10 protein-coding genes are annotated in these 11,874 nt (G+C 69.9%); 7 read left to right on the top strand and 3 right to left on the bottom strand.

Annotation, left to right across the window (positions count from 1 at the left end; all coding sequences use genetic code 11):
* Positions 1-337: putative PEP-binding protein (locus VOI19_RS05040; RefSeq protein ID WP_323791863.1), on the top strand; the 337-nt coding region annotated here is incomplete at its 5' end.
* A 24-nt stretch (positions 338-361) separates the two neighbouring features.
* Here VOI19_RS05040 and VOI19_RS05035 read toward each other — a convergent pair.
* A complete protein-coding gene (locus tag VOI19_RS05035; RefSeq protein ID WP_323791862.1) occupies positions 362-2,500 on the bottom strand; it encodes a molybdopterin-dependent oxidoreductase in 2,139 nt (712 codons plus the stop codon).
* 170 nt (positions 2,501-2,670) lie between these two features.
* On the opposite strand from VOI19_RS05035, the gene VOI19_RS05030 reads away from it, so the two are divergent.
* On the top strand, positions 2,671-3,222 hold the full coding sequence (locus tag VOI19_RS05030; protein ID WP_323791861.1) for a hypothetical protein: 552 nt from the start codon (positions 2,671-2,673) through the stop codon (positions 3,220-3,222).
* A 6-nt stretch (positions 3,223-3,228) separates the two neighbouring features.
* Here the strand turns inward: VOI19_RS05030 and VOI19_RS05025 are convergent, their stop codons facing one another.
* On the bottom strand, positions 3,229-3,978 hold the full coding sequence (locus VOI19_RS05025; RefSeq protein ID WP_323791860.1) for an HNH endonuclease family protein: 750 nt from the start codon (positions 3,976-3,978) through the stop codon (positions 3,229-3,231).
* A 221-nt stretch (positions 3,979-4,199) separates the two neighbouring features.
* Between VOI19_RS05025 and rpsO the strand changes: the two genes are divergently transcribed.
* The 3 genes from rpsO to VOI19_RS05010 all read left to right on the top strand — a co-directional run bounded on the left by rpsO (position 4,200) and on the right by VOI19_RS05010 (position 8,470).
* Positions 4,200-4,475: a 30S ribosomal protein S15 gene (gene rpsO, locus VOI19_RS05020; RefSeq protein ID WP_323791859.1), complete on the top strand. Its 276-nt coding sequence runs from the start codon at positions 4,200-4,202 to the stop codon at positions 4,473-4,475.
* 319 nt (positions 4,476-4,794) lie between these two features.
* On the top strand, positions 4,795-7,020 hold the full coding sequence (locus VOI19_RS05015) for a polyribonucleotide nucleotidyltransferase (RefSeq protein ID WP_323791858.1): 2,226 nt from the start codon (positions 4,795-4,797) through the stop codon (positions 7,018-7,020).
* A gap of 139 nt (positions 7,021-7,159) precedes the next feature.
* A complete protein-coding gene (locus tag VOI19_RS05010) occupies positions 7,160-8,470 on the top strand; it encodes a pitrilysin family protein (RefSeq protein WP_323791857.1) in 1,311 nt (436 codons plus the stop codon).
* Positions 8,471-8,703: 233 nt separating this feature from the next.
* Here VOI19_RS05010 and VOI19_RS05005 read toward each other — a convergent pair whose 3' ends face one another.
* Positions 8,704-9,219 carry a class I SAM-dependent methyltransferase gene (locus VOI19_RS05005; protein WP_323791856.1) on the bottom strand — a complete coding sequence of 172 codons (516 nt, stop codon included), beginning with the start codon at positions 9,217-9,219 and terminating at the stop codon, positions 8,704-8,706.
* 87 nt (positions 9,220-9,306) lie between these two features.
* On the opposite strand from VOI19_RS05005, the gene dapB reads away from it, so the two are divergent.
* Together dapB and VOI19_RS04995 are read left to right on the top strand one after the other, a co-directional pair.
* On the top strand, positions 9,307-10,062 hold the full coding sequence (dapB, locus tag VOI19_RS05000) for a 4-hydroxy-tetrahydrodipicolinate reductase (protein WP_323791855.1): 756 nt from the start codon (positions 9,307-9,309) through the stop codon (positions 10,060-10,062).
* A gap of 132 nt (positions 10,063-10,194) precedes the next feature.
* The gene (locus VOI19_RS04995; protein ID WP_323791854.1) at positions 10,195-11,826 is read left to right on the top strand and encodes a M4 family metallopeptidase; all 1,632 of its coding nucleotides are present in this window, start codon (positions 10,195-10,197) and stop codon (positions 11,824-11,826) included.
* Positions 11,827-11,874 lie beyond the last annotated feature (48 nt).

The raw sequence follows: 11,874 nt of genomic DNA, 5'->3' as shown, positions 1-11,874 counted from the left end.
CACGATGGCCGCCGACCGGATGGCCACCGGACTGGCGCACCTGACCGACGCCTGGCAGCCGGCGGTGCTCCAGCTGATCGCCATCACGGCTGAGGCCGGGGTGCAGGCCCGCAAGCCCGTGGGTGTGTGTGGTGAGGCTGCGGCCGACCCGCTCCTGGCCTGCGTGCTGGTCGGGATGGGCATCACGTCGTTGTCGATGGCGGCAGCCGCGACGCGTCCGGTCGGCGCGCGGCTCGCGACCGTGACCACCCAGCAGTGCGAGGAAGCAGCCGAGGCCGCCTTGGAGGCCGCCGACCCGGCCGCTGCGCGCGCCGCGGTGCTCGAGCTGCTCGGGTGATGCTGCTTCGCGCCCCGAGCGAGATCAGGGCGCGGAGACCGTCACCGGCACCCCGCTGAGAGCAGCGTTGCCCGACACGTCGAGCAGCGCAGGGTCGGTCAGGTCGTTGATCGAGACGCCCGGCACCGTGGAGGCATGGGCGAGTCGCGTGCCCGCGACCTGGTGGCCGTAGCCGTGGGGGAGCGAGACGACTCCGGGCATCAGGTCGGCGGTGGCGCGCACCTCGACCTCCACCCGACCCACGCGTGAGCGGACCGCGACCACGGCGCCGTCCGTCAAGCCGCGCACGGCGAGGTCGTCGGGGTGCATCAGCAGGTGGTGACGCGCCTTGCCCTTCGTCAGGCGCGAGGTGTTGTGCATCCACGAGTTGTTGTCGCGCTGGTGCCGGCGCCCGATGAGCAGGAGCTCGTCCGAGTCAGGGGTGGCGTCGCCCAGCGCCGCTCGCAGCCGCGGAAGGTCGTCGGTGACCAGCGCAGGCACGAGGTCGATCCGGTGCTCGGGAGTCTGGAGACGCCCGGGCATGGTGGGCCGCAGCGGGCCGAGGTCGACGCCCTCCGGGTGCTCGCGCAGGTCGGCCATGGTCGCCCGGTCGCCGGTGGCGAGCAGCAGGTCGACGAGCTCGGCGGGGGACGCTGCAGCGCTGCCGGCGGCCTCGGCGCTCAGCGGCGTTCCGAGCCGCTCGGAGATCCGTTCGGTGAGAGCGGCGAAGATCTGCCAGTCGTGGCGCTGGTCGTCGTCCGGCTCGAACACCGCGGGTGTCCACCGCGCCGTGTTGCGCACGGCGAAGCCGTGGAAGACCAGGTCGTACTGGTCGCGCTCGAGCGCGCTCGTGGGCGGCAGGATGACGTCGGCGTGCCGCGTGCTCTCGTTGATGTAGAAGTCGACCGAGACCATGAAGTCGAGCTGCGCGAGGGCCTCGGCGAGGTGCTGTCCGCCAGGCGTCGAGAGCACCGGGTTGCCGGCGATCGTGACCATGGTGGAGATACGTCCCGGTCCCGGGGTCGTGATCTCCTCGGCCATCGCCGAGGCCGGCAGCTCGCCGGCGAACTCGGGCACGTCGCGCACCCGGCTACGCCAGCGGTCGTAGCGTCCGGGGCCGGCGATGCGTCGTCCGACCATGTCGACGGCCGGCTCGGTGAACATCACGCCGCCGGGGGAGTCGAAGTGCCCGGAGATCACGTTGAGACAGGCGATCGCCCACTGGCACACGGTGCCGAAGGCCTGCGTCGAGACCCCCATCCGGCCGTAGACGACGCCGGCGTCGGAGGTGACCAGCTCGCGTGCGAGCTCGCGCACCGTCGCGGCCGGGACCCCGGACACGCGCTCGGCGTCCTCGGGGGTGAAGTCGGCCACGAGGTCGGCAAGGTGGTCGAGTCCGTCGACGTACGCCGGCGGACGGGCGAGCCCCTCGGTGAGGATCACCTGGAGCATCGCGAGCAGGACGGCGGCATCGGTGCCGGGGCGCACGAAGTGATGCTCGTCGGCCACCCTCGCGGTCTCGGTGCGGCGCGGGTCCAGCACGACCATCCGGCCACCGCGTGCCTTGAGGTCGCGCACGCGGTTCGGGAAGTCGGGGACCGTCATCAGCGAGCCGTTCGAGGCCATCGGGTTGGCACCGACGACCAGGAAGAACGATGTGCGGTCCAGGTCGGGGATCGCGATCATCAGCTGGTGGCCGTACATCAGGTGGGCGACCAACTGGTGAGGGATCTGGTCGACCGTCGAGGCGCTGAACCGGTTGTGGGTCTGCAACGACCTGATGAAGCCGGGGCCATGCGTGCCGAACCCCAGAGAGTGGGCATTGGGGTTGCCCAGGTAGACCCCGACGGCGTCGCCGCCCTGGGTCTGGATCGTTGCAGAGATGCGGTCGGCGACGAGGTCGAGCGCCTCCTCCCAGCCGAGCTCCTCCCAGGTCGCCTCGGCGCCCTCGCCGACCCGGCGAACCGGACGACGCAGCCGGTCGGGGTCGGTGTAGACGTCGGCGAGTGAGACACCCTTCGGGCAGATGTAGCCGCGCGAGAGCGGATCGTCGCGGTTGCCCCGGACCGACGTCACGACGCCGTCCTCGATGCTCAGGCGGAGGCCGCAGATGGCCTCGCAGAGGTTGCAGGCGGCCAAGGCGGCCCTGCTGCCGGGAGCCGGTGCTGCGGTGACGTCGTCCACCTCGGCATCGTCGCACGCTGGGAGGCGCGTGGCGGTGCGATCCGACCCCAGCGCCGGATGGTCACGACGGACTATGGCGACCTGGTCACAGCGGTCGCACCATGAAAAGTCGGGCGCTCGCTCGGCACTCCTCGGCCGTCCGCGGCCCCGAGCAGACCGGAGCACCAGCCATGAACCCACGCCCACGGTTGCGTCCGCATGTCGGCGCCATCGCCATCTTGCTCGTCCTGTGCCTGGCAAGCGCCGGGTCGGCGGTGGCGGGATCGCTGATCACCAGCGCCCAGATCAAGGACGGCACGATCAAGGTCAAGGACCTCAACAAGAAGACGGTCAAGAAGCTCCAGGGGAAGTCCGGCCCGGTGGGTGCGCAGGGAGAGCAGGGAGAGCAGGGAGAGCAGGGTCCCGCGGGAACGGCTCGAGGATCGGCTCTCATCTTCCCGGCGGGCGCGGTCTACAACCCGGTCGGAGCCTTCGAGAACCTGACTGTCGTCCACCCCGCCACCGGGGTCTACTGCCTCGGGAGCAAGCCCGGCACGAGCAACGGGATCGGCAACTACGGCTCGGTCGTGGTCTCCGCGCACGGCACCGACTTCACCAAGCACGTCGCGACGGTGAACCTCGAGTTCGGCAGCACCTGCAACCCGCACGGGGGCCACGGTGTCTTTGTCACCAATCTCGCCGGCACTGCCGTCGACGGCTACTTCGCCATCGCGCTGATGTGAGTCGACTCAGCAGCCCTGGACCAGGACTCGCTCCATCGCTGCTCGGTCGGCGTCGGTGATCGCGAGGTCGTAGGCGAGGGCGACCTCGAGGTAAGCGCGGACGTAGGAGCAGTGGAAGTCCGCGTCGGGCGGCAGCCAGTCGGCAGGAGTGCTGTCACCTTTCGAGAGGTTGGCGGTGCCGCTGACCGCCAGCAGCTCGAGGTCGGGGTCGTTCGCGAAGGTCGCGCGCTCGGCGGCGCTCCACGAGGCGGCGCCGAGGTCCCAGGCCGCGGCCAGCGGGAAGAGATGGTCGATGTGGATCTGCGACCCGTCGGTGGCGTAGTCGAGCGTGTCGCCGGTGTAGGGGTCGACCAGCAGCCCTGCGACCACGTCGCAGCCGTTGCTGCGCTCGGAGAACTCGACGTCGACCAGCGTCGCGCCGAGGACGTCGTTGCGGGTGTCGCACCCGTTGCGACTCAGTGGTGCCTCCGTGGCGTCGGACCAGTCGGTGCCGAACACACAGCCGTCGCCGGGGCTGCAGCTGCGGTCGTAGCCGGGCAGGTCGGGACGGCGCGCGACCCGCCGTACGTCGTCCAGCAGCGTGCGCACCACTGCCCCCGCGGAGGTGGCAGGGGGCAGGGGCTCGCTCTCGAGGGAGCGCACCGGCGAGCAGGCGGTCTGGAGCACGGCCAGGAGGAGGGCCAGGAGGAGGGCCAGGCCCGCGACCACGGCGAGGTCGGCGAGGGCCCGCCCCGAGCGTTGGCCTCTCGACGTCATGTCACGATGGTGCCAGGCGGCTCCGACGGCCGACGGGCCCGGCATTTTGGGCGGTGCGACCGGCGCGCGCTAGTCTTCACCGGTTGCCCCCGGGACCATTCACGGGAGCAGCATCACGCAGCAACACCCCGATACCCCGCCGTGCAACGGCCGCGGATCGAGAGTGCCCGGGAGAACAGGCCCCGGCGCGCCGCGCAACGAGTGAACCAGAAGGAGCCGCCATGTCGATCGGAACCGACGCAGCGACGAAGAAGAAGATCATCGCCGAGTACGCCACGACCGAGGGCGACACCGGTTCGCCCGAGGTGCAGATCGCGCTGCTCAGCCACCGCATCTCCCACCTCACCGACCACCTCAAGACCCACAAGCACGACCACCACAGCCGTCGTGGTCTGCTGCTGCTCGTCGGCCAGCGCCGGCGGCTGCTGAACTACCTGAAGAAGGACGAGATCGACCGCTACCGCTCGATCATCGAGCGCCTCGGTCTGCGCCGCTGACTTCGAAGAAGGGACTCACCATCAGGTGGGTCCCTTCTGTCGTCGGTCGAAGTACTACATTCGATCCACGGGCGCTCTCACGAGCGCGCCACAACTGAACACACATCCACAGGAGCGATCCGCGCCACCGTCTGGCCCGGTCCTCGGTAGTGGCCCCCGCTGTGCCCCTTCAGGGGCACCACGTGCTCACCGGTGCAACCGGTGCAGCCCGGCACAGCGGGCGCCTCGATCGAAGATCGGCCAACCCCATCAGATGCTCAGCAACTGCTGAGCACGTGCGCGGCACCTCGCGGATCGCATCGCGAACAGAAAGATCAACGTGACAGAACCCGTCATCTCCGCCGTCGAGACCGTTCTCGACAACGGCAAGTTCGGCACCCGTACCGTCAAGTTCGAGACCGGGCTCCTCGCCCGCCAGGCCGCCGGTTCGGTGACCGCCTACCTCGACGACGAGACCATGCTTCTCTCGGCCACCACCGCCGGCAAGCACCCCAAGGACCACTTCGACTTCTTCCCCTTGACGATCGACGTCGAGGAGCGGATGTATGCCGTGGGCCAGATCCCCGGCTCGTTCTTCCGCAGCGAGGGTCGTCCCGGCGAGGACGCCATCCTCACCTGCCGCCTGATCGACCGCCCGCTGCGCCCGACCTTCAAGAAGGGTCTGCGCAACGAGGTCCAGGTCGTCATCACCGTCATGGCGCTCGACCCCGACCAGCCCTACGACGTCCTGGCGATCAACGCCGCGTCGATGTCGACCCAGCTCTCCGGCCTGCCGTTCTCCGGCCCCGTCGGTGGCGTGCGCGTCGCGCTCATCGAGGGCCAGTGGGTCGCGTTCCCGTCCCACAGCCAGCTCGAGAAGGCCGTTTTCGACATGGTCGTCGCCGGTCGGGTCACCGACACCGGTGACGTCGCGATCATGATGGTCGAGGCCGAGGCTCCCGAGGACACCTACGAGCTCGTGCTCAACGGCGCGACCGCTCCCTCGGAGGAGGTCGTGGCCGGTGGCCTCGACGCCGCCAAGCCCTTCATCAAGCAGCTGTGCGACGCTCAGGCCGAGCTGGCCAAGCAGGCCGCCAAGCCCGTCCAGGAGTTCCCGGTCTTCCTCGACTTCGAGGACGACGTCTACGAGGCCGTCGAGGCCGCCGCGACCGCCGGTGCCACCCCGGCCCTGGCCATCGCCGACAAGCTCGAGCGCGAGGCCAAGCTCGACGTCGTCAAGGCCGAGCTGCTCGACTCGCTCGGTGACCGGTTCGAGGGTCGCGAGAAGGAGGTCGGCGCTGCATTCAAGTCGCTGGTCAAGTCGCTCATGCGTACCCGCGTCCTGCGCGACAAGGTCCGCATGGACGGCCGCGGCCCCGCCGACATCCGCCCGCTGCACGCCGAGGTCGGCGTCATCCCGCGCGTCCACGGCTCGGCGCTGTTCGAGCGCGGCGAGACCCAGATCCTGGGTGTCACCACGCTCAACATGCTGACGCTGGAGCAGAAGCTCGACACGCTCTCGCCCGAGAAGACGCGTCGCTACATGCACAAGTACATCTTCCCGCCGTTCTCCACCGGTGAGACCGGCCGCGTCGGCTCGCCGAAGCGTCGCGAGGTCGGTCACGGTGCGCTCGCGCGCCGCGCGCTGCTCCCCGTGCTGCCCAACCGCGAGACGTTCCCCTACGCGATCCGTCAGCTCTCCGAGGCCATGGGCTCCAACGGCTCGACCTCGATGGGCTCGGTCTGTGCCTCGACCCTGTCGCTGCTCCAGGCCGGGGTGCCGCTCAAGGCGCCCGTCGCCGGCATCGCGATGGGCCTCATCTCCGGCGAGGTCGACGGCGAGACGCAGTACGTCGCGCTGACCGACATCCTCGGTGCCGAGGACGCCATGGGCGACATGGACTTCAAGGTCGCCGGCACGCGCCAGTTCGTCACCGCGCTGCAGCTCGACACCAAGCTCGACGGCCTCCCGGCCGAGGTGCTCGCTGCCGCACTGACCCAGGCCCGCGACGCGCGCCTGGCGATCCTCGACGTCATGTCCGAGGCCATCGACGAGCCCGAGGAGATGTCGCTGCACGCGCCGCGCATCATCACGGTCCGCATCCCTGTCGACAAGATCGGCGAGGTCATCGGACCGAAGGGCAAGGTGATCAACCAGATCCAGGACGACACCGGTGCGTCGCTGTCCATCGAGGACGACGGCACGATCTACATCGGTGCCACGAACGGTGAGGCTGCTGAGGCCGCGCGTGCCGCGGTCAACGCGATCGCCAACCCGACGATGCCCGAGGTCGGCGAGCGCTACCTCGGCACCGTGGTGAAGACGACGAACTTCGGTGCGTTCGTCTCGCTGATGCCGGGTCGGGACGGTCTGCTGCACATCAGCAAGCTGCGCGACCTGGCCGGCGGCAAGCGTGTCGACGCCGTCGAGGACGTCGTCTCGGTGGGCCAGAAGATCCAGGTCCAGATCGCCGAGATCGACGACCGCGGCAAGCTCTCGCTGATCCCCGTCGTCGAGGACAATGCCTCGGGCGATGACGCCGCTGAGGACACCACCAACGAGTGAGTACCTCGAACTGACGCCGTCTCGGCCCGCCGCGCGAACCGCGGCGGGCCGAGCGGCGTTTTGGCTCGACCCGCACCAGTGCTCACCAGCCCTCACCAGCCCTCACCAGCCCTCACCAGGGCCCAGGAAGGATTGTCAGATGACGACCATGCAGAAGTCCGGCAGCACCCGCACCCTCTCGACGGTGCGAGACACCGGCGGTCAGGTGACTTCCCAGGTGCGACGCACCGTCCTGCCCAGCGGCCTGCGGATCGTCACCGAGCAGATGGCAGGCGCCCGCTCCGCCACGATCGGGGTCTGGGTAGGCGTCGGGTCGCGCCACGAGACCGCGGCGCTGCACGGGGCCTCGCACTTCCTGGAGCACCTGCTCTTCAAGGGCACCGAGGAGCGCACCGCGCTCGAGATCTCGATCGCTCTCGACGCGGTGGGTGGGGAGTTCAACGCCTTCACGGCCAAGGAGTACACCTGCTTCCACGCCCGGGTCCTCGACGAGGACCTCCCGCTCGCCGTCGACGTGCTCGGCGACATGATCACCTCCTCGGTGATCGCGCACGAGGACGTCGAGGCCGAGCGCGAGGTGATCCTCGACGAGATCGCGATGCATGACGACGACCCGGACGACGTGGTCCACCAGCTCTTCGCCGAGCAGGCCTGGGGCTCCGACTCACCCCTGGGTCGGGCCATCGCCGGCACCGAGGCATCGATCACCGGACTCGACCGCGCCCGGATCCGTCGCTTCTACAAGCGGCACTACCGTCCTTCCAACATCGTGATCTCAGCGGCCGGGAACCTCGACCACGCCCGCGTCGTGCGCCAGGTCCGCAAGGCCTTCGGCCGCGCCGGCTTCCTCGACGGCGAGGCGGCACCCGAGCTCGCGACCGTGCCCAAGCTGGTCGGCGTCAACGCCGGGCGGGTCTCGACCAGCCGGCCGTTCGAGCAGGTCAACGTCGTCCTCGGCATGGAGGGCCTGCACCGCGACCACCCGGACCGCTTCGCGCTCGGTGTCCTCAACACCGCCCTGGGCGGTGGCACCTCGAGCCGGCTCTTCCAGGAGATCCGGGAGCACCGGGGCCTGGCCTACTCGGTCTACTCCTTCGCCTCCCACCACGCCGAGTCCGGCGTCGTGGGCGTGGCCGTGGGGTGCCTGCCGGCCAAGCTGGACGAGGTGCTCACCACCGTGCGGGCCGAGCTCGCGCGGGTCGCCGCCGACGGCATCACCGCCGACGAGCTGCGCATCGGCAAGGGACAGCTGCGCGGGGGACTGGTCCTGGGCCTCGAGGACTCCGCCTCGCGGATGTCCAGGCTCGGCCGGGCCGAGCTGGTGCACGACGAGCTGCTCGACGTCGACGACGTGCTGGCGCGCATCGATGCGGTGACGCTCGAGGAGGTCCGGGCCGTCGCGGCCGCGGTCTTCTCGCGCCCGGAGATCCTTGCGATCGTCGGCCCGTAGACATCTCGATACGCCGGCCCGCTCCTTCGTCGCGTGGCCGGCTACTCGATGACCGAGGTCGCCGTGATCGCCGAGCGACCGGTGCGCGGGGTCGGTCGTCGAGTAGCCGACGAGCCTGTGGTCATCGAGTAGGTGACGGACGAGCGCAGCGAGGCGTCGCCGTATCGAGATGCGGCGACATGCTTGCGCGCGGCGAGTGGTGGGCGGAGCGAACGGGGTGGACCGCGGGCGGACTAGCGGCGTCCGATGATCCCGATCACGGCAGGCTGCTGGTTGTCGACGACCGAGACGCGGAAGCCGCCCTCGCTCAGCGCGGCCGAGGCCTGCTTGACGATCTTCGGGACCTCGTCGCGACGGGTCGCCTCGAAAAACAGGTAGACCGCGCCGCCGGGGACGACGCGCTCGTGCAGCAGAGCGATCTCGTCGGCGCAGTCACGCACCCAGAAGAGGTTGACGTTGAAGGCGAAGACCTTATGCAGACGCTTGACCGGCACCCGCAGGGTGGCGAGGTCGATCTGGCGGACGGTGAGCCGGCCGGCCTTGACGGCTTCCTCGTTGCGACGCTTGGTGCGGTCGACGCCGGACTCGGAGCGGTCGATGGCGAAGAGCTTTCCGGACTCCAGGCGTCCACAGATCAGCTCGGCGGCGGCGCCTGCGCCACAGCCGATCTCGAGCAGCTGATCGGTGGGCTGAGGATCCATGAAATCCACCGCCCAGCGGATCCGCGCGGGAATCGTGGGTGCGACCATGGCCACAGCCTGCCAGACGCGACGCGCCGGTTCACTCACCGACCGGCCTGGAGTCGTGTAGTTCTCAGCACACCCTAGGCTCAGCACGTGTCGTCAACGATTCGAGTAGGTGTCCTGGGAGCCCGCGGCAAGGTGGGTGCAGAGGTCTGTCGAGCCGTCGAGGGGGCAGACGGGCTCGACCTGGTCGCCCGGATCGACGTCGGCGACGACGTGCAGGAGCTGGTCCGGTCCGCTGCCGAGGTCGTCGTCGACTTCACGCACCCGGACGTCGTGATGGCCAACCTCGAGCTCTGCATCGCGCACGGCATCAACGCCGTCGTGGGCACCACAGGATTCGACGACGAGCGGCTGGCGACGTTGCAGGACCTCCTGGGTGACAGCCCCCGCAGCGGCGTCCTGATCGCCCCCAACTTCTCCATCGGCGCCCTGCTGATGATGCAGTTCGCCGCGGCGGCAGCGCGCCACTTCGAGTCGGTGGAGATCGTCGAGCTGCATCACCCCCAGAAGGCCGACGCACCCTCCGGCACGGCCCGTCGTACGGCGGAGCTCATCGGCGCCGCGCGTCGTGAGGCCGGGGTCGCCGACGCCCCCGACGCCACGTCGACCGCGCTGGACGGCGCGCGCGGTGCTGTCGTCGACGGCGTACCGGTGCACTCGCTGCGCATCAGTGGCCTCGTGGCGCACCAGGAGGTGCTGCTCGGCGGGGTGGGGGAGACCCTCACGATCCGCCACGACTCGATGGCGCGCTCGTCGTTCTCGGCCGGCGTCCTCGCCGGGGTCCGAGCCATCGGGTCGCGACCGGGGCTGACGATCGGCCTCGAGCACCTGATCGACCTCGGCTAGACCGGGTCTGCCTGCAGGTTTGTGCAACGCACAAACCTGCGGTGTCGTCGCGGTGTCGGTGCGGCTGTCGAGTTGGGAAGGTCGTCGCGGACGTCGCCCAACAGGGCGCCGACGCTCGACGAGAGGCACACCATGCGGAAATCCCTGGGTCTTGCCGCGGCTGCAGTTCTGGCCGCCGGCACGCTCGGAATCCAGCCCACCACCGGAGCGACTGCGGCCTCGGCGCCGCTCCCGCAGGCGCAGCAGGCCGACCCTGCCGCGGTGGGCGAGGCGGCCCTCAAGGCCCTCGAAGCACGCCCCGGGCTGGCCCGCGAGTCCGTCGAGCAGGAGTTCGACGTGACCGACACGATGGTCGACGCCGACGGCACCACCCACGTGCGCATGGACCGCAGCTACAAAGGCTTGCCCGTCGTCGGTGGCGACCTCGTGGTGCACCAGCGCCCCGACGACGCGATCAAGGGCGTCAGCCAGACTCTCGACGCACCTCTCTCGCTCGGCGCGAAGCCGTCCCTGAAGGCCTCACGTGCCCGGTCGCGCGCGCTGAGCGGCGCACTGATCGCCGAGCCCATCAAGAACCTGCGTGCCGCCGACACCGCTCCGCGACTCGTCGTCGACGCCCTCGGCGACGAGCCGAGGCTCGCGTGGGAGGTCGAGACCCTCGGGCGCCACGCCGACGGCACGCCGAGCCGGCTCTCGACGTACGTCGACGCACGCAGCGGCGAGGTGCTGCGTCGGGTCGAAGGCATCCACACCGCCGACGGCGAGGGCAGCTCCCTCTACAGCGGGACCGTTCCGCTCTCGGTCGCCAAGAGCGGCTCGTCCTTCACCCTCACCGACGTGGCACACGGCAACGCCAAGACCACCGACATGCAGAACCGCACCGACAGCGCGTGGTGCTCGGTCTTCGGGTTCGGCTGCACCAACGGCGTGGCCTACACCAGCTCCGACAACGTCTTCGGCAACGGCAGCAACAGCAACCGCGAGACGGCGGCCGTCGATGCCCACTACGGCGCCGCGATGACGTTCGACTACTTCAAGCTGGTCCTCGGGCGCGACGGCATCTTCGGCAACGGAGCCGGCGCCCCGAGCCGCGTCCACTACGGCAGCAACTACGTCAACGCCTTCTGGGACGGCACGAAGATGACGTACGGCGACGGCAACGGCACGACGTTCGGCCCGCTGGTCTCCCTCGACGTCTCGGGTCACGAGATGGCTCACGGTGTCACCCAGAACACCGCCAACCTCACCTACTCCGGCGAGTCCGGCGGCCTCAACGAGGCGACGTCCGACATCTTCGGCACGATGGTGGAGTTCTACGCCGCCAACCCCAACGACCCGGCCGACTACTACATCGGCGAGGAGTTCGACCTCGCCAACGGTGAGGGCTTCCGGCGCATGGACGACCCGTCCCTCGACGGCTCGTCGATGAGCTGCTACACCGCCGGGGCCGGCAACGCCGACGTCCACTACTCCTCGGGCATCGGCAACCACTTCTACTACCTGCTCGCCGAGGGCTCCGGCACCAAGACGATCGGCGGGAAGGTGCACACCTCGCCGACGTGCGACGGCTCGACGATCACCGGGATCGGGCGCGACGCGGCGCAGAAGATCTGGTTCCGCGCGCTGGACACCTACTTCACCTCCGGCACCACCTACGCGCAGGCCCGCACCGGCACGATCAGCGCCGCGCGTGACCTGTTCGGTGCCAACAGCACCCAGGCCGCGGCAGTGGCGGCCGCCTGGAGCGCGGTCGACGTCGGCTGAGAGTCGACCGAGCGCTCACCTGAGCGAGAAGGCCCCCCCCCGGCGGAA

This window comes from Nocardioides sp., assembly GCF_034670285.1.
Taxonomy (GTDB): Bacteria; Actinomycetota; Actinomycetes; order Propionibacteriales; family Nocardioidaceae; genus Nocardioides.
Note: the sequence above shows the minus strand (reverse complement) of the source record. Positions and strands in the feature narration are given on the sequence as shown.